Origin of the sequence: Bradyrhizobium sp. STM 3557, from assembly GCF_045571465.1 — a bacterium.
Classification (GTDB): domain Bacteria; phylum Pseudomonadota; class Alphaproteobacteria; order Rhizobiales; family Xanthobacteraceae; genus Bradyrhizobium.
Window position 1 is genome coordinate 1,564,844 of record NZ_CP120697.1, and the last position, 20,157, is coordinate 1,585,000.

Below are 20,157 nucleotides of genomic sequence, written 5' to 3' on the forward strand. Positions count from 1 at the left end.
TTCGCATCGCCTTGAACCATGAGGTCCTCGATCCTGCGCCGAAGCCGGCGCAAATCCCAGGCGGATCATCATCGGCCGCCTGTGCTGCAGACGTCATGAACGGCCTTGATGATCTTCTGTGGCTCCGTGGGCTTGTGAAGACAGGGCAGATGCGAAAGGTCCGTTGGAATGACCTTGGCGTCGTAGCCGGTCACCAGCACCACGGACATGCCGCGGGCGAGCAGATCCCGCGCCGGATCGAAGCTGGGGCCATTTCCGAGGTTGATATCGACCACCGCGCAATCCGCATGATACTGCTCCAATGTCCGGAACGCAGTTTCCACGTCAGGGCAGGGGCCGAGCACGTGGGCGCCGGCGTTCTCGAGCCATTGCCGCATGTCGTCCGCGATATAATAATCGTCTTCGATCACGAGCACATCCAAGGCATCGAGCGAAACTGCACTCACAGGACTATCCTTTCCGAGGGTTTGCGTCGCGAAAGGCCGCCGGCGCATCTGTTTGCAGCGTGCTCGTGCCCGGGCGAAGCGGGAACGCGATCTCGCAACAAAGCCCGTCCGGTTCGAACTTCATGTGACCTCGCCCGCCAAGTTCGTAGGGGACACGGCGGGTCACCAGCTCAGTGCCGAAGCCCTTTCCCGGCACCGCATCGGACGCGATCGCCAAGCCAGTTTCGCGCCAGGTCAGCTCGAGCCATTTGTGGTCGCCCCGCGGAACGATGTGCCAGCTGATGTCGACATGACCGGCCGGCTGGCTGAGCGCGCCATGCTTCATCGCGTTGGTCGCAAGCTCATGGACGGCGAGCGTCAGGATTTCGGCCGCCTTGGCGGCCAGCGTGACCGGTGGCCCCGCTATGCTCAGCCGCGCCTCGTCGGGGCTGTGGACCAGCAGCTCGTCATGCACCAATGCTGCGAGATCGACACCCGCGTCGGTCCCGCGGGTCAGAAGCGCCTGGGTCCGCGCAAGCGCAGCGATCCGGCCGTCGAGCTCGGCGCGGAACTCCGCCACGGTGGCGGCGCCGGCTCCGCGGTTGATGATCGACCGGACCATGGCGAGCACATTGCGGACGCGGTGTTGCAGCTCGGCCAGCAGCACGCCTTGCCGCTCTTCGTCGCGCCGCCGCTTGGTGACGTCCTGACCGATCTTCATGAAGCCGCGGACCCTTCGGTCGGGATAGCGTAGCGTGACGGTCTGGCCGTCGATGAACACCGGCGAGCCGTCCTTGCGCATGTGCCAGCGCACGTCCGGCGCGGTGTCGTCGTTGCGCGCGTGCTCGAACTCACGTTCGGGCACCCCGCTCGCCTGGTCATCGGGCAGGAAGGTGACAGCGACGGGCCTGCCGACAATTTCATCCTCGCGCCAGCCGAAGACTGCGGCCGCGCCGGGGAGCCAGTCCGTAATGACCTGATTGGGATCGGTCATGAAGATCGCGTAATCGCGTGCGTTCTCGACGATCAATTGGAACCGCTCGGCGGCGTGCCTCAGCTCGCCGACGTTCCGCAGGCGGTCGACGACCGGACCCAGAACGGAGGCGTAGGTGCGGAGAAACTGAATGTCCTCATCGCCGAACTCGCGCCTCTCGCAGGAGTCCACTTGCAGGAGGCCGTAGGGTTGGCCACCGGGCAGGAAAATCGGCACGTTGACGATCGCGACGATGTCGTGGGCGGTCATGAAGGGCGGAAAATCAAACCGCTGCTCCTCGCCGATGTCCCGGGTGACAACAGGCACCGATTGTCTGATGGCGTAGGATTCGGAGGAGCGCTCATTCAAGAATACCCGCTGCTGTCCGACGACGCCGTGGGTCCAGCCCACGCCGGCCCGGATCAACCCGGAGTCGTTGTCGCGCTCGATTTCGATGATCTTGGCGAATTCGGTCTGTAGCGCGTCGGCGATCAACCGGCATGCTTGCGTGAGGATGGGCTCCAGATCGTCGCAGCGCAGCACGAACTCGCCGAATTCGGCGAGCGCGCGCTGACGCCCGAGAAGTTCGTCACGATCTGCCATTCGGTCCGGCCGACGTCCTTTCGAAAGTTGACCTGGCGCATCATCCGATCCGCATCGCAGGCAATCGGTCATCGCGCTCAACGTTCCTAAGAAGTACACCAGCGGGTGTTGTCCCGGCGGATCGCGGCTGCAGACGGTCTGGCGACAAGAGGAGTGCTGGAACCGGCAAGCGGCCGATCGACGCATCGTTCCCGCGCCGGATCGATTTTGAACCATTTCGGGCTGTGCTAGTTTGCCAATATCACCGGCTGAGGCTTTGCCCGTAGGCGTCGGTGGCTGAGAGACCGAGCGTGCTCCCGCCTGCACAGCAGAGGGAGATGCTCATGGCGAGCCGTCCACCAGTCCATCATCCGTCCAGCAGCGATTTCGATCAGACGACACAGATGCGCCGCATCGTGCAGCGGGCGCGCGAGCTGCTGAAGCAGTCGCTGCCGGACACGTTCCTGGGACGCAAGACCTTCGAGCCGTTTCCGCAGCAAGGCGAGCCAGCCCGCGAGCAGGACCAGTAACCACGCCAGCTGAGCGGCAGCGGACGCCCGGATGCGGGCTCGCGAGCGGATCGCCCGCGAAGGGGCCGCCTGCCGTTGCCGTATGGCCCGCGGAACTATCACGCAAGCTGCGCCAGCCCCTTCCAGTCGAAGCCGATGCCGTGGCCGGGCCGAGTCGGGGCCAGTGCCAAGCCGTCCTGCAGCAAAAGCGGGTGCTCGATATAGCGGTCGAGCCCGAAGCCGTGCGCCTCGAGGTAGGAGCGATTGGGGCAGGCGGCGAGCAGGTGCACCGTGATGTCATGGGCGCCATGGCTGGTAACGGGAAGATTGAAGGCTTCCGCGAGCCGCGCGATTTTCATGAAGGAGGTGACGCCGCCGCAATTGGTGACGTCAGGCTCGGGATAGGACACTGCGCCTGCGGCGATGTAGTTCTTGAAGTCCCAGAGCGAGCGCAGGTTCTCGCCGGCGGCGATCGGCACGCCGCCGGCCGCCAGGATGCGGGCGTGACCGGCGACGTCATCGGGAATGATCGGCTCCTCAAGCCATGTCAGGTCGAAAGGCTGCAGCGCGCGGGCGGCGCGGATCGCCTGCTCCACCGTCCACTTCATGTTGGCGTCGGCCATCAATGGGAAGCCGTCGCCGAGATGCTTGCGCATCGCCGCGACGCGCGCGACGTCGGATGCGAGATCGGGGCGGCCGACCTTCAGCTTGATGGCGCGGAAGCCCTTGGCCAGATTGTCGTCGGTCTGCTTGAGCAGCGCCTCGACCGACAGATCGAGGTCGATGCCGCCGGCGTAGCAGGGCACACGGGCATCGAAACCGCCGAGCAGGCGAAACAGCGGCAGATTGGCGCGCCGCGCCTTCAGATCCCATAGCGCGATGTCGAGCGCCGAGAGCGCCAGCACGGCGGCGCCGCCGCGCCCGCCATAGTGCAGCCCCCACCAGACGTGCTGCCAGATCGCCTCGGTGTCGTCGGCTTCGCGGCCCGCGATCAGGTCCGGGATTTCCCTGACGAGGATGTCGGCGATAGCGCCGCCATTGCGGCCCACCGTATAGGTGTATCCGACGCCCTCGGCGCCATCGGCATCGCGGACGCGGCAGGTGACGAGTTCGAAGGCCGTGATCTCGCCATGCGTGCTGTCGGACAGCGTGACAGCAAGAGGAATGCGGTAGAGTCCGCTCTCGGTGGTCTCGATGCGCGCCATTTTGGTTCCTCCCTGCTTTTCTGTGAAGGTTAGGCCGATCGGACGGGGCCGGCAATCGCTAGCGAGATGATTGGGGACGGAAGCGACGCCTGGCGCGAACTTGATTTCTGCGCTGGAGATGTTGACGGGAATCGATTCGGACGGGATTGTGTTGCTGGCGTGCATGACGTCACCGACCAAGTTGCGGTTGAGCCTCACGACTGCGCCGGACCCGCAGTCCACGATGTGACGATGTTTGGCTCACTAAGTCGTCCCGGCGAACCGCTGCGCCAGCCGGCGATCGGCGCCTGGAGTGGTGTCACCGCGCGGCCGATCTCCTGTAGGTGCCGATGGCTCGCTTGAGGTCGGCATATTCATCACAGGGAATGAGGCACAGGGCTTCGAGCCCGCTCAGGAGCCGCTCGGCCTTCGCCGGCTCGCCAAGCACCAGATAGGCCTCGCCGAGATGCTCGTGCGCGCCGCGGTGGCGGGGATTGAGCACGAGCGCCTGCTGATAATGACTGATCGCCGGACCGAGCTGACGTTGCCGTCGGTAGGCATAGCCGATGTAGTTCTGGATGTCGGCGTTCTCCGGATCGCGCAAGGCTGCGCGTTCAAACGCCGCGATAGCGCCGTTCCAATCCTCTGCGGCAAGCGCTCGTTTGCCGGCCTTGAATTCGGGATCCAGCTGCGCCCAATCAGCGTCCGGCACCACCGAGGTCATGGTGGTGCAGATCGGCCAAGCCTCCGGCGCGATCGCGGTCTCCGCGCGACCTCCGCGCCCGCCGCCCGACGGTGCGGTCCACCACTCCGCCAGGCCGCCACTTGAGATTGCGGCTCCGGCGACCAGCAATCCCAGCACCGCAGTCATCATGATCGCGCGGGTCACCGCCGTCGTCCCGCCATTGCTGGCCGCCTGGTTCTTGTGGGCTGGCCGGATGTCATCTGCGTGATTCACCCACCGTGTCGCCCTGGCCCAAATAGGCCCTTGCCTCGCGGATTTCCGCCCGCTCCGTATCGGCATTCTTGGTGAGCTCCAGGAGACTGCCGAAGTATTGGGTTGCCTTCCGGCCGTCGCCGGCGGCGTCCGCCGCGCGGGCGGCACCCAACCATGCACGCAGGCGGTTGGGTGTCTGCTTGAGCGCGGTTTCAAACTCGTTCAGGGCTATCGCGGGTTGGTCGGTTGCGAGAAGCAGCTCCCCGAGCTGCTCCCGGAACGGAAACAGACGGTTCTCCATCGCAACATGTTTGAGGCTGCCATCCTCGCTGTCGGCGGCCGCCCGCATCATCTTCAGCGCCCGGTCGCGATCACCTTCTTTCAGCGCCACCCAGGCCGAAATCGCCAGCATCTGCTCCTCGGTGCGGTCCGCCCAGTAGGATTGATCGGCACTCTGCAGGGTCGCGCGCAGCGCCTTCATGGCCTCGATCTCCTCCCTTGCCCCGGCAAGGTCGCCGGTGCGCGCCATGCCGAGGCCACGGGTGAAGCGGACCAGGGAGTCCGCCATGGGATATTTGGTGGAGGTCATCGGAAGCGCTGCCGCACCGGCCCAGTCTGCCCGTTCCAGCACATAGCGCGCAGGCATGGCGGCCTTGGCGGTGAAATTGACGAAGTTGATCGGCCGGTCGCCGCGATCGGCGGTCGCAAGTGACTTCTTGATCATCGCATCGGCTTTGGCATCCTGAGCAAGCTGCAGATGCGCATAAACCGTGAAATCCGCTGCATGATGGTAGTCCGGCTGAATCTCGAGCGCCGAGGCGTTCGAGGCGATGGAGTCCTCCCACAGCCCGACCATGGAATAGATGTGCGAGGGCATGTGCCGGGCATGCGGCACGGCCGGCGCAATCCCGGCATAGCGGCGCGCCGATGCGACGCCCTTTTCGGCAAGCGGTGCGAAGTCGTAGGCATGAATGAGGTAGTGCGTCACGCCAGGGTGCTGCGGGTTCTGATCGTACAGCTTCTCGAGCATCGATGCAGATTTGAGCTGGTTGGCATAGGTGAGGTCGCTCTTCGGCGCGGACGCCTGCAGCGTCAGCGCGTAGTAGACCTGGACCTCGTAGTCATCTGGATAGGCTTGCGCCATCCGCTCCATCGCGGCGTTGTAGGCGGCGAGGCGAGCATTCACCGGGACGTTCTCGTAGTCACGGAAATAGGCGCTCAGTGCCTCGATCCAATCGCGCTCCCGCGGTGTCTTTGGTCCCGCAGCCCGGGCCTTCTCTAACGCGTCCCAGGCCGCCTGCGCCTCGGCGCGCGTCGGCGTGGTTGCCAGCGTGTTGCCGAGCAGGTCCATGGCCACGCCCCAATAGGCCATGGCGCAGTTCGGATCCTGCTGCAGGATCGCTTCGAACTTGCGCCGGGCGATCAGGAACCAGTACGAATGAAGCATGGCGACGCCGCGGTCGAACTCATCCTGCACGGCGGGACTACAGGAGGTGGGGAAGGTCACCTTGCCGAGCTGTTGGTCCTGCTGGCCGATTGCGCCACTTGCCAATGCGGCAGTGATCAGCCCGGTCGCAAATGCCATCCGCGCAGACTGAATGCTCATCGTAAGTCTCCCCTTCGCCTGATCACGCGCAAGCCTGTTCGAACCGCGCGCGACGCTTCGGCCGTCTCCTCAAGCCTTTCCGTTCGATCGCAGCACGGGGCACTGCGCTGGGCATGTGGGCGTGCGCCGCGAATTGCGTCGGAAAAAATTCTTTGAAAAGTTGCGGGATGCTGCCCGGCGACGACGCTATCGCTGTCCGTCATGTGCGAGCGTACGGCACGCGCGGGACGGCAGCTCGCAGCGGAAAATTACTCCACATCTTTCGTCGCAAAAAGGCAGGAAGACTTCCCCACCTTGCTGCGCCTCCGCCGCAATGGCCGCAATGTCACCTCGTGCCTGTGGGCAGCTCGGAAAGCAGGTATAGCCAGCCAAGCAACGTTGCGACGGACAACATCGTCGTGATCGAAACGGTACCGGCGACCAGCGGCTCCTCGACCTTGTAGGCATGTGCCAGGACGTACACCGTCTTCGCGGTCGGCACGGCCGCGCAGATCACGGCCGCGACCGTGTAGAGCGGGTTGAGGCCGGAAGCCACCGCGATGCCATAGACGATCGCCGGCATGATCATGAGCTTCACGGCCGCCAGCACGAGCGACGCAGCAAGGTTCGCGCGCAGTCCTTCGACCGACAAGCCAAGCCCGATGGCAAACAGCGCGCAGGGCGTGAGCGCGGCTGCGATGATGTTGAGATAGGCCGCCACCGGAGCCGGGATCGGCAAGCCTGCGATCGCCCAGGCGAGACCGAGCAGGGTCGATAGCACCATCGGATTGAGCACGATCTGTTTCGCCAAGGTCATCGGGTGCGCTTTCGATCCGAGCGTGCCGCTCTTGTCGCTCTCCAGCAGGATCACCGTCGCCGGGAACATCACGGCCGCCACGAACACGGTCGCGACCGCTGCGGGCAAGACGGCAGGCTGGCCATAGATGGCGTGCAGGATCGGCAGCGCGACTAAGCCGGTATTGGTCATCGCCGCCGTCATTCCCCGCATCGTACTGCTCGCCAGATCATGCGCCTCGCCCGCGCGAGCCGGCAGGAATACGAGCGCGAAGCAGAGCAGAGAGCCGCCTCCGAATGCGAGCAGGAAACGCCACTCCAGCAGGTTGCGCGCCGGCTCTTGCGCGATGGTGACGAACAGCAGCGCCGGCATCGCAACGTTATAAGCGAATTGCACCAGCCCATCGGCAAGCGAACGGGAGAGGTAGCCGAGCCATCCGGCAAGCCAACCCGTGACGATGATCGCGAATACGGGAAGAACAAGGCCGGCGACCTCCATCTGACGTCTCCTTGTCGTGTGATGACGTGCCCTAGCCTGGAGTGCAGAAAAGCATACCGTGCAGAAAAGCATACTGCGCCGAGTGTTGTCTCGGGTGCCTCGCAGCAGAAGTGGATCAGCAGGTTCGATTATTACATGAGCTGCGGGCGCCGCGAGGTGGCCTTTCTTGTTCGACAGCAGGACCTTCTCCTGACGCAAGCGCGCAAATCGCTGATCGCGTCGATTTGGTTCAAGAGACCACGGACCGCGGATCGCGCGCGCCCCAGCGGCCCGCCTCGGCGAGCGCGATGAAGCGCTCCACCGCGGCGTTGAACAAAGACGGCTCCTCCAGATTCAGCACGTGGCCCGATTTCGGGAAGAAGGTCAGGCCCGAGGCCGGCAAATGCTGCTTCAGGAACAGGCTCGGCGCGATGCAGGCGTCGTCCTCGTCGCCGCAGATGATCAGCGCCGGCGTCGCCACTTTGCGGATGGCGTCCGTCATCGTGTAGATCGACGGGCGGCCGCCCTGAAAGCCGCGCATGGTATTGGCCGAGCCTGTCGCATCATGCCGCGCCAGCGCGGCATAGAATTCCGCGTGTCCCCGCGGGTCCTTGACCAGGAATGGAATCCGTCCCGGCGCCTCGCGCGTGACCTTGGCGACCTCGGCCGATCCCAACGTCTCGAACTGCTCGGCAGTGGCGCGGCACTGCGCGCGGAAGGCATCGAGGTTCTCGATGGCCGAGCCCGAGCCGACGCCGGCCAGCGTCATCGAGCTCAGGCGGTGAGGGGCATGCAGCGCGACCTGCAGCGATGAGTAGGAGCCCATCGAGAGACCGACGAAATGCGCCGCCTCGATTTCGAGGTGATCGAGCACCGCGAGCGCATCGGTGTAGAAATGCTCATAGGTGTAGGACTCGGCCGAAGGCGGGACGTCTGACGGCGTGTAGCCGCGTGCGGCATAGGCGATGCAGCGATGGCCGCGGCAGAAATAGCGAATCTGCGGCTCCCAATTGCTGTGGTCGGCTGCGAACTCGTGCAGGAAGAGAATCGGCGTGCCCCGGCCCGCCTCCTCGAAATACAGGCGAACACCGTCCTTGGCCGCTGCGTGAGGCATGATCGGGCTCCTTCCGTGAGGCCACGCGTTGGCCGCGCAGCCGGACTTTTGGCTGCGCGCGAGCATCGCAATTAACTCTTCCGGCGGCAATGCGGCACCGCTCATGCAGCTCTAGTCATGCAGTCATCGCAAGCCGACCTGTGCGTTGCGCCGATCGGCCGCCCTCCGCCTTGTTTTCGTCACATCGCGCCACTTTACGACCGGCCCGCTGTCGGCAGTTGGAGAGCCGGCAGAGAACCAGGGGGTGTCCAGGTCTGCGTACAGGGGCAAGAACAAGAAGGATTGAGTATGGTTGTGTCTACGTTTCGCCGGTCGCTGCAGCTTGCCGCGCTCGCCATCTGTTCGGCGGCTTTTGCCGCTTCTGCGACGCCGGCTTCGGCCCGTTCGCATCATCACGGCGCGGGGCATCACGCCCATTCAGGTCATCACAGTCATTTCGCTCGGCGCCATGTCCGTCATGTCAGGTCCTACGCCCGTGCATCGCGCTGGGAGCGCGGTGTCGCGCAATTGCGTGCGGGTGGTTTCGCTGACACACAGGCAAGCCTGATGATGCCGGGCACCGCGACCGAAGGCATGGGGATGTCGGGCGGCTTTGGCGCTTCGAGCGTGGTCGCCGAGGCGCGGCGCTACATCGGCGGCAATCCGACCAGCCGCCGCAGCCTGTGGTGTGCGCGCTTCATGAACATGGTGCTGGAGCATACCGGCCATCGCGGCACCGGTTCCGATCTCGCCCGCTCGTTTGCGAGCTACGGCCAGCGCGTCTCCGGCCCGCAGGTGGGCGCGATCGCCGTGATGGGCCGGCGCGGCGGCGGTCATGTCGGCGTCGTCTCCGGTATCGACGCCAGAGGCAATCCGATCGTGATCTCCGGCAACAGCGGCCATCGTGTCCGCGAACTGCCGATCTCGCGCGGGCGGATCTATGCCTATGTGATGCCGAACTGATTAGTGACTCGTCATTGCGAGGAGCGAAGCGACGAAGCAATCCAGAGTCTTTGCCCACTTCTGGATTGCTTCGCTTCGCTCGCAATGACGGTGCGAGAGCATCACACCAAGCTCGGCTGCTCCACCGCGAGCTGATCGCCGATGGCGATGTCGCCGTCCTCGATCACCTCGGCATAGATGCCGCATTCATTGTTGCCGCGGTGGCGCATCAGTGCAGGCGGAATCTCGAGGTCGCGCGCCGCGGTGTCGGGGTCGACGTTGACGGCCGCGTAGCGGGTGATGGTCTTCACAACTTTCAGTCGCGCCGCGCCGATGCGGAGCGTCTCGCCGACTAGACCGGCTTCGTGCCAGGCCGGCCAGCCGGTCACGTAGACGTTGGCGCGGAAGCGCAAGGGGTGGACGGTTGCGCCGACCATCGTTTCGATCTCGGCGAGGCTTGCGAGATTGATGATAGAGACCACCTTGCGGGCGAGATCGGAGAAGCTGTGGCCGCTGGCCGACAGGATCTTCGGCGGGCCGCGCAGCTCGTCTGCGAAGTTGGTGGCGAACAAGGCTTCCAGCGTCGCGCGTCCTGACGCGCTCTCCAGGTCGCCCTGCGCGACCACCATGCCATCCCGTCGAATGGTCAGCACATGGGTCGCATCGTCGAACCGGCAGTTGAAGCCGGCCAGGCGCTCATTGCGCATCAGCATCAGGTAGACGGTCTTGATCTTCCAGCTAGGAGCTTCCGGGTCGAACCCGCTCGGGCCGTTCTCGATGGCGTAGCGCCGATCGGCGGGCAGGGTCTGGCCGACCCGCAGCGGCACGGTTTGCAGCGATTCGGGCGTGAGGCCTTTGACCGGGTAGCGGTAAAGGCCGGCGATGGTGGCGATGGGGCTCTGGGTCATCGGCCTTAGTTAAGAGATTCCGCCGCGTCCGGGAACACGAAATTGTGAGGGTACCTCTTCCGATTTCCGCGTGTGCTTCCCACATCTGCCTCAAGCCGGCGACGAGATGCCGGCGAAGCGACCGCTTGGCCGCGCGTTGACGGACGTCAATGCGCGCCTGCGGAACCCAATGAAGATGTCGCGGACAGTGCCTTCGGGGCTCGAGCGGCAGGCTGAGGGATTTGAGTTATGAATATCGAAAAATACACCGAGCGCGCGCGGGGCTTCATTCAATCGGCGCAGTCGCTGGCCGTGCGCGATGGACACCAGCAGTTCTCGCCGCTGCACCTTCTCAAGGTGCTGCTCGACGACAGTGAGGGCTTGGCCGGAGGTCTGATCGACCGGGCCGGCGGCAATTCGCGCGCCATCCTGAAGGCGACCGAGGATGCACTTGGCAAGCTGCCGAAGGTGTCGGGCAGCGGCGCCGGGCAGATCTATTTGTCGCCGGAACTCGCGCGTGCCTTCGATGCGGCGGAGAAGGCGGCCGAGAAGGCTGGCGACAGTTTCGTCACCGTCGAACGATTGCTGCTGGGACTGGCGCTGGACAAGAACAGCGAAGCCGGCGGCATCCTGAACAAGGGCGGCGTCACCGCGCAGAATCTCAATGCGGCGATCGAGACCTTGCGCAAGGGCCGCACCGCCGATTCCGCGACGGCCGAGAACGCTTATGATGCGCTGAAGAAATATGCCCGCGACCTGACCCAGGCGGCGCGTGACGGCAAGCTCGACCCGGTGATCGGCCGCGACGAGGAGATCCGCCGCACGATTCAGGTCCTGTCGCGCCGGACCAAGAACAATCCCGTGCTGATCGGCGAACCCGGCGTCGGCAAGACCGCCATCGTCGAGGGCCTCGCGCTGCGCATCGTCAATGGCGACGTTCCGGACAGCCTGCACGACAAGCGGCTGCTGTCGCTCGACCTCGGCGCGCTGATCGCGGGTGCGAAATATCGTGGCGAGTTCGAGGAGCGGCTGAAGGCGGTGCTGCAGGAGGTGACCGCGGGCGAGGGCACCTACATCCTCTTCATCGACGAGATGCACACGCTGATCGGCGCGGGCAAGGCCGACGGCGCGATGGACGCGTCCAACCTCTTGAAGCCGGCGTTGGCGCGCGGCGAGCTGCATTGCATCGGCGCCACCACGCTGGACGAGTACCAGAAGCACGTCGAGAAGGATGCCGCGCTGGCGCGGCGCTTCCAGCCGATCTTCGTCAACGAGCCGTCGGTCGAGGACACCATCTCGATCCTGCGCGGCCTGAAGGACAAGTACGAGCAGCATCACGGCGTGCGCATCACCGATTCCGCGCTGGTGGCGTCGGCGACGCTGTCGAACCGCTACATCACCGACCGCTTTCTGCCCGACAAGGCCATCGACCTGATGGACGAGGCGGCGGCGCGGCTGAAGATGCAGGTCGATTCCAAGCCGGAGGAGCTGGACTCGCTGGATCGCGAGATCATCCGGCTCAAGATCGAGCAGGAAGCCTTGAAGAAAGAGAGTGATCCCGGCTCCAAGAGCCGGCTGCAGACGCTCGAGAAGGATCTTGCCGAGCTGCAGGAGAAGTCGGCAGCGCTGACCGCGAAGTGGAGCGCCGAGAAGGACAAGCTGTCGAACGCGCAGAAGCTCAAGAGCGAGCTGGACGCCTTGCGCATCGAGCTTGCCAATGCGCAGCGCCGCGGCGAGTACCAGAAGGCGGGCGAGCTGGCCTATGGCCGGATCCCCGAGCTGGAGAAGCGGCTGGCCGAAATCGAGGCCAAGGAGAATGCCGGCGAGATGATGGAGGAGGCGGTCACCGCCAACCACATCGCGCAGGTGGTCTCGCGCTGGACCGGCGTGCCCGTCGACAAGATGCTGGAGGGCGAGAAGGACAAGCTGCTGAAGATGGAAGAGGGCCTCAGCAAGCGCGTCGTCGGCCAGGCCGAGGCGGTGCATGCGGTCGCGACCGCGGTGCGGCGTTCGCGCGCCGGGCTGCAGGACCCGAACCGGCCGATGGGCTCGTTCATGTTCTTAGGCCCGACCGGCGTCGGCAAGACCGAGCTGACCAAGGCGCTCGCCGAATTCCTGTTCAACGACGAGACCGCGATGGTCCGCCTCGACATGTCCGAATACATGGAGAAGCACTCGGTGTCGCGGCTGATCGGCGCCCCTCCCGGCTATGTCGGCTATGATGAGGGCGGCGCGCTCACCGAAGCGGTGCGGCGGCGTCCCTATCAGGTCGTGCTGTTCGACGAGATCGAGAAGGCGCATCCTGATGTCTTCAACGTGCTGCTGCAGGTGCTGGACGACGGCCGCCTGACCGATGGCCAGGGCCGCACCGTCGACTTCCGCAACACGCTGATCATCATGACCAGCAATCTCGGCTCCGAGTTCCTGGTCAGTCAGCCGGAGGGCGAGGATACCTCGGCGGTGCGCGAACTGGTCATGGGCACCGTGCGTTCGCATTTCCGGCCCGAGTTCCTGAACCGGGTGGATGAGATCATCTTGTTCCATCGGCTGCAGAAGAGCGAGATGGGCCGGATCGTCGAGATCCAGTTCGGCCGTCTGCAAAAGCTCCTGGAGGACCGCAAGATCACCCTGACCTTGGATGCGGCGGCGCGCGACTGGCTCGCGGACAAGGGTTGGGATCCGGCCTATGGCGCGCGGCCGCTCAAGCGGGTGATCCAGCGCAATGTGCAGGATCCGCTGGCGGAGATGATCCTCGCTGGCGAGGTGCGGGACGGCGACACCGTCGCGATCTCATCGGAAGGCAATGTGCTCACCTTCAACGGCAAGGCGCACCGCACCGCGGAGATCGCGCAGTTCGAAGCGCCGATACCGAAGCGCAAGCTGAACTGAGACGCATAAGCCGAGCTGAACCAAGCGAATGCCCCAATCCGATCTTGAGGATTGGGGCATTTTCGTCAGAGCACGATGATTTCGAATGAATTGTCGTCGCGCCGGAGCATGATCCGGAAAAGTGTGAAGCGGTTTTCCGCAAAGATCATGCTCAAACAACAACCTAAAGCGCGATGTCGATTCCTCCCAATCGCATCGCGCTTTAGGCAAATCAGCTGACTGCCGGGCCGCTTTGCCCGTCGTCGGGGTCCTCGCTCGTTTCAAGCTCGGAAAGTATCTCGACCAGTCCGCGCACGCGTCCGGTCGCCAAGGGCTTGCCCGTGTTCATGAATGGCTCGTCATTGGCGAGCCATGCCTGCGCCTCGGCCAGCTCGTCTATCGTTGCTCCGGTTCCGATGATCTGGGCGATCGTCACATCGTCGACGGGGCCGACCGCCTTGATAACGTCGTCTCGCGTGACGTGTCTCATGACTCTCATCCCTCACAGACTTCTGTCGCCCCACCACCAAAGATGGCGGGCAGGGTAGCCGGGTAACCAACCTCAGCGGTGCGTGGTGAGCCTCCACGGGAGCTGCTGCATCATCCACAGTTCGATCACGGCAAGCACGGCGACGGCGATGCCGACCACGACGTGGATCGTCAAGGCATTGGTGGTCCCCTGGAACCCAAGTACCCAGGGTGAGACAAGCACCCATAATCCGACGATCAGATTCAGCCACTCCTCCCAGACGGCAAATGCAGCGAGGGCTGCGATTGCAAGCACCGCAATGACAAGCCCGGAGATATGGGCGTTCTGGGAGACCTTTCCTGCGTCGAAACCAAACATCCAAGGCGTGAAGAACAGGAATGCGCCGAGCACCAAATTGGCGACGTCGCACCATTTTGCATTGCTCCAATTTTCCATGGCACGCTCCCTCTGTCGAAGGTCCTCTGAATAATCAACCGGACCATTGCCGCGCCGGTTCCTCGGCCTCGCGATGAAATCTTGATTGAAAACCGTGGGTGCGTACGCCGGCTGGCAAGCAAGGGGGCCGCGGCATCTATGGCGCCGCTCTCGGGCTTCGCGGTTGACGCCGGGCGATCGTTGGCCGTGGCTACGAGCGGCTTCACCAGGAGCGAAAGATACTCCTCTGCGGATCAATCAATTTAGCACGGCGAATCCGCTTCCCAGATGGCGCTCTGTTCGTGGTCGGCTGATGAGCCTGCCTTGAAGCGCACTTGTGCCGCTGCTTGTGCTTCCGGCGAAGCTCGGGCCATGAGGCGCGCGCGGATCGCAGAGGTGCCGGTGCGGCTGCTGCGGTCTGGATAGTGGTCCAGAGCAAGGGCTTTGCCGGCTCACCGGCTGGTCGACTGCATCTGCAGCGGGCCGGCATCGGAGAGGCGGGCGCCGGCGCCGTTGCGGCCGGTCATCATGGTGTCGATCCGGTCGCGCTCCTTCTCGAAGTTCGCCATCATCGGCCCTTCCAGCGAGCGGCCGCGCGGCAGTTTCACGCGCAGCGGATCGACGAACCGGCCGTTGACCAGGATCTCATAATGCACGTGCGGGCCGGTCGACTGGCCGGTCGAGCCGACAAAGCCGATCACCTGGCCCTGCCGCACACGCTTGCCGGCTTCGATGCCCTTGGCGAACGCCGACATGTGACCGTAGGCGGTCTCGTAGCCGTTGTTGTGCTGGATGCGGATGTATTTGCCATAGCCGCCCTCGAGGCCGGCTTTCTCGATCACGCCGTTGCCGGAGGCGAAGATCGGGGTCCCGTAGGCAGTGGCCCAATCGACGCCGGTGTGCATCTTGACATAGCCAAGGATCGGATGGCGGCGGCCGCCGAAGCCGGAGCGCATGATCGCGTTGTTGACGGGCTTGCGCACCAGGAACTTCTTCGCGCTCTTGCCGCTCTCGTCGTAGTAGTCGACCACGCCGTCATCGGGGGTCACGAACTTGTAGTATTTCTTGGTCTCACCACCCAGCGTGAGCGAGGCGAACAGCACCTCGGCCTTGTCGTTGTTGCCGGGCTTGTCGTCGTCGTCGCCGGCATAGAAGACGTCGAAGGAGTCACCGGGCTGCACCTTGCGCTGGAAGTCGACGTCGTAGGAGTAGATCCGGATCATGTCGTCGATGACCGGCGTCGGCACTTTGTTGCGCAGCGCGGTCTCGTAGATGCTCTGGTAGAGCCTTACGCCGCTGCCGTCGTCCTCCTCGTCGTCTTTGCCGTTGTCGGCGGTCTCGGTGGCGGTGTTCATGCTCTGCACGTCGACGGCAACATATTTGCCGAGATCGGAGAGTGCGGCGACCGCTTCCACCGTGGTGTCGTTGGCGACGATGACGCGGAACGGCTGCAGCCGGGCACCCGGCGTCGAACTCGCCGGTGCCATCAGGATGCGAAGCTTCTCGCCTTCCTTCAGGCCGCCGTCCCGGCCGCGAGGCCCGAGCTGGGCTGCGATCGCCTTGGCCTCGTCGGGGGTGGCGCCCTGGTCGCGCAGCACGGACGCGACGCTGTCACCCTTCTTGACCAGATGAACGCGCTCGGCGACCGGATTGCCGCCGGTGATCTGCTCCTTGGTCTTCGGCAGCAGCGTGACGTTCTCGGGAACCACGCGTGTCTCGAAACCGGCATAGGGGTCGGCAGGCGTGCTGCCTTCGCTGGCATAGGCGAGCTTCAGATCGCTGGACTGGGCGCCGGCGCCGCTGGCGTCGGCCGCTGCATTGGCCAGCGCCGCATAGCGCACGCCGGTGCCGCTGCCGCGCCAGTTGGCGGCGTCGCGGACGCGCATCACGATCTCGTCCAGCCCGACGGAGGCGGCGATCTTCGCCTTGGGCAGCACGGCGGCAAGGTCCTTGGTGACGAAGGACACCTCGGCATCCGGCTCGACGGCCTCGGGATTGTTCGGATCCTCTGCCGTGCCGGGCGCCGCCGGGCCGCTGTCGGCGAGCAGGCGCTGCGCGTTGAATGGCGGAATCTTCGCCGACAAGTCGCTTGTTGTCATCGACAGGTTGCCGGAGATGCGCACGAACGGACGTACCCGGACCACGTCGCGGGCGCCGACCCGGGTCACGGTCGAGATCCGGACCAGGTTACGCGCGGCGGTGGCCTCGTTCGGCGGCGGCAGACGATCGCTCTTGCGCAAGGTGGCGACGTGATCATTGGCACCGAAGGCGCCGCGCAGCGCGCTTTCGACGCGCTCGGGCATGCGCGCAAAGGTCATCTCACCGTCGAGAGATGCGAAGACGGCGCCGCCGATCAGGGCTGCGCCGCACAGGCCGGTGAGAATGGTGCCGCTGAACCATTGTACGGAGACGCGGCGACGGTCGATCACCGCGGCCTCGGAGCCATCGACCGATAGCGGCGGCTCGTGCCCGAGATCGATCATCCCGATCTCGCGCCCATAAGCCCCGCGTGACGTCCGATGGTTCAACCCGCGTCCCCCAAATTCAGCGCCGATACCGAATCCTTAAGATCAAGCATCCGTCGATCCGAGCGCACCATTCTATCCAAAAAAGGTTCAGGATGATGGCGTGCCGCAGGCGGTTCGGAACCGAAGGCCGATTTGAATCGGCCGGAATCGAACCATGACGCTTGATCAGGAGCTCTCGATAGTGGTCTTGATCCGCAGGATCGGGCGATGGGATCGCCGTCTCCACTAGGAAATGAATAACCGGTGGTCCCCGCTGGTGGCCGGCGATTCACAATACCTACCTATTAACAAATCGTCGCAGGATTGTGGCTCAAGTGCGGCACGTCGTCTCCAAAAAACTACGGTGCAGAGCAGCGATCCCAGCGCGCCGCAGAAAAATGATTCGATGCGACGATTTGTTGACATTGACCGTTGACACCCGGATCGGAGGGCCATATAAGCACCACCACTGAGCGCGGCGCTGCTTCGGAACTGACCGAGGCAAGCATTCGCGCCGGTGTTGCTCCTCACCTTATGATGAGTGGTGCACAACCGGTAAAACCCGGTTGCACATTGTCGTCGGGTGGGATTGGGCAAGGCTCCCATATTATGTGGGAGTGGGATTTCGGTCCCAGGCTGTTTGACAAGTGAAGATGAAGAAAGAGAAACGTGGACGGCGGAGTCCTTGCGGGTCTCGGGCGTTGGGCTTCGGCTTGATGTTTGGGATCGGACGAGAAGACTTCGGCGGTTACACGTTTCAAAGGTAACACCATGGTTGCTTGCGCTGTGAAGCGTAGGCGATCTGTTGGTGGGACCTCGTCAAACGTTGTGATCAGCCGGTTCAAGCTTCAAGTTCAACTTGAGAGTTTGATCCTGGCTCAGAGCGAACGCTGGCGGCAGGCTTAACACATGCAAGTCGAGCGGGCGTAGCAATACGTCAGCGGCAGACGGGTGAGTAACGCGTGGGAACGTACCTTTTGGTTCGGAACAACCCAGGGAAACTTGGGCTAATACCGGATAAGCCCTTCGGGGGAAAGATTTATCGCCGAAAGATCGGCCCGCGTCTGATTAGCTAGTTGGTGAGGTAATGGCTCACCAAGGCGACGATCAGTAGCTGGTCTGAGAGGATGATCAGCCACATTGGGACTGAGACACGGCCCAAACTCCTACGGGAGGCAGCAGTGGGGAATATTGGACAATGGGCGCAAGCCTGATCCAGCCATGCCGCGTGAGTGATGAAGGCCCTAGGGTTGTAAAGCTCTTTTGTGCGGGAAGATAATGACGGTACCGCAAGAATAAGCCCCGGCTAACTTCGTGCCAGCAGCCGCGGTAATACGAAGGGGGCTAGCGTTGCTCGGAATCACTGGGCGTAAAGGGTGCGTAGGCGGGTCTTTAAGTCAGGGGTGAAATCCTGGAGCTCAACTCCAGAACTGCCTTTGATACTGAAGATCTTGAGTTCGGGAGAGGTGAGTGGAACTGCGAGTGTAGAGGTGAAATTCGTAGATATTCGCAAGAACACCAGTGGCGAAGGCGGCTCACTGGCCCGATACTGACGCTGAGGCACGAAAGCGTGGGGAGCAAACAGGATTAGATACCCTGGTAGTCCACGCCGTAAACGATGAATGCCAGCCGTTGGTGGGTTTACTCACCAGTGGCGCAGCTAACGCTTTAAGCATTCCGCCTGGGGAGTACGGTCGCAAGATTAAAACTCAAAGGAATTGACGGGGGCCCGCACAAGCGGTGGAGCATGTGGTTTAATTCGACGCAACGCGCAGAACCTTACCAGCCCTTGACATGTCCAGGACCGGTCGCAGAGACGTGACCTTCTCTTCGGAGCCTGGAGCACAGGTGCTGCATGGCTGTCGTCAGCTCGTGTCGTGAGATGTTGGGTTAAGTCCCGCAACGAGCGCAACCCCCGTCCTTAGTTGCTACCATTGAGTTGAGCACTCTAAGGAGACTGCCGGTGATAAGCCGCGAGGAAGGTGGGGATGACGTCAAGTCCTCATGGCCCTTACGGGCTGGGCTACACACGTGCTACAATGGCGGTGACAATGGGAAGCGAAGACGCAAGTCCTAGCAAATCTCAAAAAGCCGTCTCAGTTCGGATTGGGCTCTGCAACTCGAGCCCATGAAGTTGGAATCGCTAGTAATCGTGGATCAGCACGCCACGGTGAATACGTTCCCGGGCCTTGTACACACCGCCCGTCACACCATGGGAGTTGGCTTTACCTGAAGACGGTGCGCTAACCGAAAGGGGGCAGCCGGCCACGGTAGGGTCAGCGACTGGGGTGAAGTCGTAACAAGGTAGCCGTAGGGGAACCTGCGGCTGGATCACCTCCTTTCTAAGGATGGCTCTTCAGCAAGCTTTGGTCTTTGACCATCTGCTTCTATCGAGCTGTTTTAGAAACATTCAGGGGCCATCGGATCGCCAGATCTTTGATGAGCTCCATAGGCGGGATTTCGCCGTCTTCGTTTCTCTTTCTTCGCGGACGAACACGCTGCCTGGGGCTTGGCGCTGTGCGATGCATCGGCGTCGAGCCGGGCTGAGCGTGCGCGGGCCCTGGCGTCTCTCGAAGAGATGAGCGTTTGGGGCTTGTAGCTCAGTTGGTTAGAGCGCGCGCTTGATAAGCGTGAGGTCGGAAGTTCAAGTCTTCCCAGGCCCACCACGCTTCGCCTTCGGCTTCGCGTGGCACGCCGTGCTCTGAAATGAGCGAAGCGTGCCCGGCGAAGCCACTTGGCGAAGACGGGCGTTATGCATTCGTCTTCTGGTTACGGGGCCATAGCTCAGCTGGGAGAGCGCGTGCTTTGCAAGCATGAGGTCGTCGGTTCGATCCCGTCTGGCTCCACCAGATGGTTTGATCACCGAGGTTGCTCGAATCGTCGTCCGCGAAACATCACTTCGCATCCATGTCGCAATCGACGTGGGATGCGGGTTATTCGACATCGTGAAGAGGAGATCGATCCGAGTTGGATCGCGCAATGGAGCGTCACCGAGCAATCGGCGGCGGTCGGAATTTGCGCGGATCCTTCACTATCTCCGGGTCATTTCGGCGCGGGACTGAACGCTGTGAAGCGGGCTGTCCTGTTGTAAATGACTCTGTTGGCGAGGCTTGACCGCGTCGCCATCGGTTCGATCTTACGAAGCAAGCTGGTCTTTCTAATCAGTGTCCGGCCGTGATGTCCGCGTCTTCGGGCGTGGTGCACGGCATACATTCTGCCGAGTGTGTGGACATTGATGATGAGAGCAATCAAGTGCCTTAAGGGTGTTCGGTGGATGCCTTGGCGCTGAGAGGCGATGAAGGACGTGCTACGCTGCGATAAGCCGTGGGGAGCTGCGAAGAAGCTTTGATCCGCGGATTTCCGAATGGGGAAACCCACCTTCGATAGCCGGAACTCCAAGACCTTTGGTCATGGGGTTTGATTGGGAGACCGAGAGGATCTGAGGCCGTGAGGTCTTGGATTTCCGGTTATCAAGAGAAGGTATGAGA

At 63.2% G+C, this 20,157-nt stretch carries 14 protein-coding genes, 2 tRNA genes and 2 rRNA genes (1 of these 18 running past the window's edge); 7 read left to right on the forward strand and 11 right to left on the reverse strand.

Going from position 1 to position 20,157, the window contains the following annotated elements; genetic code table 11:
* Positions 1–68: 68 nt before the first annotated feature.
* On the reverse strand, positions 69–446 hold the full coding sequence (locus tag P6U24_RS07085) for a response regulator (RefSeq protein WP_407158442.1): 378 nt from the start codon (positions 444–446) through the stop codon (positions 69–71).
* Positions 447–450: 4 nt separating this feature from the next.
* The gene (locus P6U24_RS07090) at positions 451–2,001 is read right to left on the reverse strand and encodes a sensor histidine kinase (RefSeq protein WP_407158443.1); all 1,551 of its coding nucleotides are present in this window, start codon (positions 1,999–2,001) and stop codon (positions 451–453) included.
* A 323-nt stretch (positions 2,002–2,324) separates the two neighbouring features.
* Here P6U24_RS07090 and P6U24_RS07095 point away from each other — a divergent pair, with 323 nt between their 5' ends.
* Positions 2,325–2,510: a hypothetical protein gene (locus tag P6U24_RS07095; protein WP_407158444.1), complete on the forward strand. Its 186-nt coding sequence runs from the start codon at positions 2,325–2,327 to the stop codon at positions 2,508–2,510.
* 98 nt (positions 2,511–2,608) lie between these two features.
* On the opposite strand, the gene P6U24_RS07100 is transcribed toward P6U24_RS07095, so the two are convergent.
* From P6U24_RS07100 to P6U24_RS07120, 5 genes are all read right to left on the reverse strand, one after another.
* On the reverse strand, positions 2,609–3,694 hold the full coding sequence (locus P6U24_RS07100; protein WP_407158445.1) for a mandelate racemase/muconate lactonizing enzyme family protein: 1,086 nt from the start codon (positions 3,692–3,694) through the stop codon (positions 2,609–2,611).
* Positions 3,695–3,992: 298 nt separating this feature from the next.
* Positions 3,993–4,631: a tetratricopeptide repeat protein gene (locus P6U24_RS07105; RefSeq protein ID WP_407158446.1), complete on the reverse strand. Its 639-nt coding sequence runs from the start codon at positions 4,629–4,631 to the stop codon at positions 3,993–3,995.
* Positions 4,615–6,216 (reverse strand): hypothetical protein, encoded by a 1,602-nt coding sequence (locus P6U24_RS07110; RefSeq protein WP_407158447.1) that lies wholly within the window; start codon positions 6,214–6,216, stop codon positions 4,615–4,617. Before P6U24_RS07110 ends, P6U24_RS07105 begins: the two co-directional genes overlap by 17 nt.
* 325 nt (positions 6,217–6,541) lie before the next feature.
* Entirely contained in the window at positions 6,542–7,489 is a 948-nt protein-coding gene (locus tag P6U24_RS07115; RefSeq protein ID WP_407158448.1) for an AEC family transporter, read from the reverse strand.
* A gap of 229 nt (positions 7,490–7,718) precedes the next feature.
* Positions 7,719–8,582 carry an alpha/beta fold hydrolase gene (locus P6U24_RS07120; RefSeq protein ID WP_407158449.1) on the reverse strand — a complete coding sequence of 288 codons (864 nt, stop codon included), beginning with the start codon at positions 8,580–8,582 and terminating at the stop codon, positions 7,719–7,721.
* A 288-nt stretch (positions 8,583–8,870) separates the two neighbouring features.
* On the opposite strand from P6U24_RS07120, the gene P6U24_RS07125 reads away from it, so the two are divergent.
* Positions 8,871–9,524 (forward strand): TIGR02594 family protein, encoded by a 654-nt coding sequence (locus P6U24_RS07125; protein ID WP_407158450.1) that lies wholly within the window; start codon positions 8,871–8,873, stop codon positions 9,522–9,524.
* 101 nt (positions 9,525–9,625) lie between these two features.
* Here the strand turns inward: P6U24_RS07125 and P6U24_RS07130 are convergent, their stop codons facing one another.
* Entirely contained in the window at positions 9,626–10,411 is a 786-nt protein-coding gene (locus P6U24_RS07130; protein ID WP_407158451.1) for an MOSC domain-containing protein, read from the reverse strand.
* A 228-nt stretch (positions 10,412–10,639) separates the two neighbouring features.
* Here P6U24_RS07130 and clpB point away from each other — a divergent pair, with 228 nt between their 5' ends.
* On the forward strand, positions 10,640–13,279 hold the full coding sequence (gene clpB, locus P6U24_RS07135; RefSeq protein ID WP_407158452.1) for an ATP-dependent chaperone ClpB: 2,640 nt from the start codon (positions 10,640–10,642) through the stop codon (positions 13,277–13,279).
* A gap of 211 nt (positions 13,280–13,490) precedes the next feature.
* On the opposite strand, the gene P6U24_RS07140 is transcribed toward clpB, so the two are convergent.
* The 3 genes from P6U24_RS07140 to P6U24_RS07150 form a co-directional block, all read right to left on the reverse strand.
* A complete protein-coding gene (locus P6U24_RS07140) occupies positions 13,491–13,748 on the reverse strand; it encodes a hypothetical protein (protein ID WP_407158453.1) in 258 nt (85 codons plus the stop codon).
* A 72-nt stretch (positions 13,749–13,820) separates the two neighbouring features.
* Entirely contained in the window at positions 13,821–14,183 is a 363-nt protein-coding gene (locus P6U24_RS07145) for an SPW repeat protein (protein WP_407158454.1), read from the reverse strand.
* Positions 14,184–14,614: 431 nt separating this feature from the next.
* Positions 14,615–16,690 carry a M23 family metallopeptidase gene (locus P6U24_RS07150; RefSeq protein ID WP_407158455.1) on the reverse strand — a complete coding sequence of 692 codons (2,076 nt, stop codon included), beginning with the start codon at positions 16,688–16,690 and terminating at the stop codon, positions 14,615–14,617.
* Between the two features lie 834 nt (positions 16,691–17,524).
* Between P6U24_RS07150 and P6U24_RS07155 the strand changes: the two genes are divergently transcribed.
* The 4 genes from P6U24_RS07155 to P6U24_RS07170 form a co-directional block, all read left to right on the forward strand.
* Positions 17,525–19,011 (forward strand): 16S ribosomal RNA (locus P6U24_RS07155).
* 247 nt (positions 19,012–19,258) lie between these two features.
* Positions 19,259–19,335 (forward strand) — tRNA-Ile (locus tag P6U24_RS07160).
* 107 nt (positions 19,336–19,442) lie between these two features.
* Positions 19,443–19,518: transfer RNA gene (locus P6U24_RS07165), tRNA-Ala, on the forward strand.
* Between the two features lie 397 nt (positions 19,519–19,915).
* Positions 19,916–20,157: ribosomal RNA gene (locus tag P6U24_RS07170) — 23S ribosomal RNA — on the forward strand; it runs 2,607 nt beyond the window's last position.
* The 16S and 23S rRNA genes sit together here with 2 tRNA genes alongside, the layout of an rRNA operon.

Excerpts from the sequence above, each read along its gene's own strand:
- P6U24_RS07110 (WP_407158447.1), bottom strand. The coding sequence starts at position 6,216 with ATGAGCATTCAGTCTGCGCGGATGGCATTTGCGACCGGGCTGATCACT.
- P6U24_RS07095 (WP_407158444.1), top strand. The coding sequence starts at position 2,325 with ATGGCGAGCCGTCCACCAGTCCATCATCCGTCCAGCAGCGATTTCGAT.
- P6U24_RS07125 (WP_407158450.1), top strand. The coding sequence starts at position 8,871 with ATGGTTGTGTCTACGTTTCGCCGGTCGCTGCAGCTTGCCGCGCTCGCC.
- P6U24_RS07130 (WP_407158451.1), bottom strand. The coding sequence starts at position 10,411 with ATGACCCAGAGCCCCATCGCCACCATCGCCGGCCTTTACCGCTACCCG.
- P6U24_RS07120 (WP_407158449.1), bottom strand. The coding sequence starts at position 8,582 with ATGCCTCACGCAGCGGCCAAGGACGGTGTTCGCCTGTATTTCGAGGAG.
- P6U24_RS07100 (WP_407158445.1), bottom strand. The coding sequence starts at position 3,694 with ATGGCGCGCATCGAGACCACCGAGAGCGGACTCTACCGCATTCCTCTT.
- P6U24_RS07145 (WP_407158454.1), bottom strand. The coding sequence starts at position 14,183 with ATGGAAAATTGGAGCAATGCAAAATGGTGCGACGTCGCCAATTTGGTG.
- P6U24_RS07115 (WP_407158448.1), bottom strand. The coding sequence starts at position 7,489 with ATGGAGGTCGCCGGCCTTGTTCTTCCCGTATTCGCGATCATCGTCACG.
- P6U24_RS07090 (WP_407158443.1), bottom strand. The coding sequence starts at position 2,001 with ATGGCAGATCGTGACGAACTTCTCGGGCGTCAGCGCGCGCTCGCCGAA.
- clpB (WP_407158452.1), top strand. The coding sequence starts at position 10,640 with ATGAATATCGAAAAATACACCGAGCGCGCGCGGGGCTTCATTCAATCG.
- P6U24_RS07140 (WP_407158453.1), bottom strand. The coding sequence starts at position 13,748 with ATGAGACACGTCACGCGAGACGACGTTATCAAGGCGGTCGGCCCCGTC.